The following is a 1278-nucleotide window of genomic DNA, read 5'->3' on the forward strand; positions in this document are numbered from 1 at the left end:
GGCGAGCGCTCGGCGGGCCACTCCCGCGAGCCGTAGAAGGCGCCGATGTGCACGACGGCCGCGCCGGCGACCGGGGCGGGCGCCTCCGGGACGGTGATGGCCACCTCCTCGGGGTCGGCGTCGAGGCCGATCGAGTTCACCAGGCGGGCCCAGCGCGCGCGCTCGAGTTCGCCATCGATCCAGAGCGGACGAGGATCGCCGGGGCCGGCGCCCGGGTCGAGCGCCGGCACCCGGAACTCGAGCGTGCGCTCGGGGGCGGTCTCGCGCAGCCGCAGCCGCGACTCCGCTCCGTTGCCGTGCAGGTTGACCGCGAGCTCGACACGGCCGACCGCCATCGGGAGCGGATCGTCGAGGCCGTGCAGCGTCGGCACCAGGGCGTCCACTCCCGCGACCAGGTCGACGATCGGCTCGAGCCACGGCGTCGTGGCCAGGATCAGCCGGTGCTCGGGGAAGCCGCGGCGCAGCGCCGTCAACGCCGGGACCGCGACCAGCAGGTCGCCGAGCTTGAGGGCGCGCAGCGCGAGGATCTCCGGAGTCCCGTCCGGGGCGGTGAGAGGGCGCACGGCGCCTCCTTCCTGTCGGCTCCCCCGTACCCCGGTCGGCGGGTCTCAGACGCGGCCGTCGCGGATCGAGCGGGCGACGCGCCCGGCCGCGCCGACTTCGGGGCGAGGGGGTTTACCGCGGCGGACGAGGGGTACGAGGAAGAAGTGAACGACTCGTTGATCCGGAGCGCCGAGGGCGCCATCGATCGCGAGAGGGCTCCGCGGCTGCGCGGGATCCTCTTCGATCGCGACGCGACGCTTGTGGTCGACGTGCCCTACAACGGCGACCCGGCGCAGGTCTCTCCGATGCCGACCGCGCTCGACGCGGTCGAGCGGGCGCGGGAATCGGGGCTGGCGCTGGGAGTGGTGACGAACCAGTCCGGCATCGCCCGCGGCCTGATCGACCGCGCGCAGGCCGACGCGGTGAACCGCCGCGTGGACGAGCTCTTCGGCGGGTTCGACGTCTGGATGCTCTGCCCGCACGGCCCCGAGGACGGCTGCACCTGCCGCAAGCCCGCGCCCGGCATGGTGCTCGGTGCCGCCGAGGCGCTGGGGCTGCCGGCTGACTCCCTCGCCGTCATCGGCGACATCGGCGCCGACGTGGGAGCCGCCACGGCGGCCGGCGCCCGCGGCGTGCTCGTGCCGACCCCGACCCACCCCGCGGCGAGGAAGTGGCCGCCGCTCCGCTCTGCGCCGCGACCCTCCTCCGAGGCCGTCGAGCTGCTGCTGGCGATGC

The 1278-nt window shown here is 75.5% G+C and carries 2 protein-coding genes; one reads left to right on the plus strand and one right to left on the minus strand.

Features of this window, described 5'->3' with window-relative positions; all coding sequences use genetic code 11:
* Window positions 1–563: glycosyltransferase family 9 protein (locus tag ACH61_RS17105; RefSeq protein WP_413784048.1), on the minus strand; the 563-nt coding region annotated here is incomplete at its 3' end.
* Between the two features lie 144 nt (window positions 564–707).
* Here ACH61_RS17105 and ACH61_RS18010 point away from each other — a divergent pair.
* Window positions 708–1278, plus strand: a 571-nt coding sequence (locus ACH61_RS18010; protein WP_236713725.1) for an HAD-IIIA family hydrolase, incomplete at its 3' end; no start/stop codon positions are given.

It is taken from the genome of Rathayibacter tanaceti, from assembly GCF_001634385.1.
GTDB lineage: Bacteria > Actinomycetota > Actinomycetes > Actinomycetales > Microbacteriaceae > Rathayibacter > Rathayibacter tanaceti.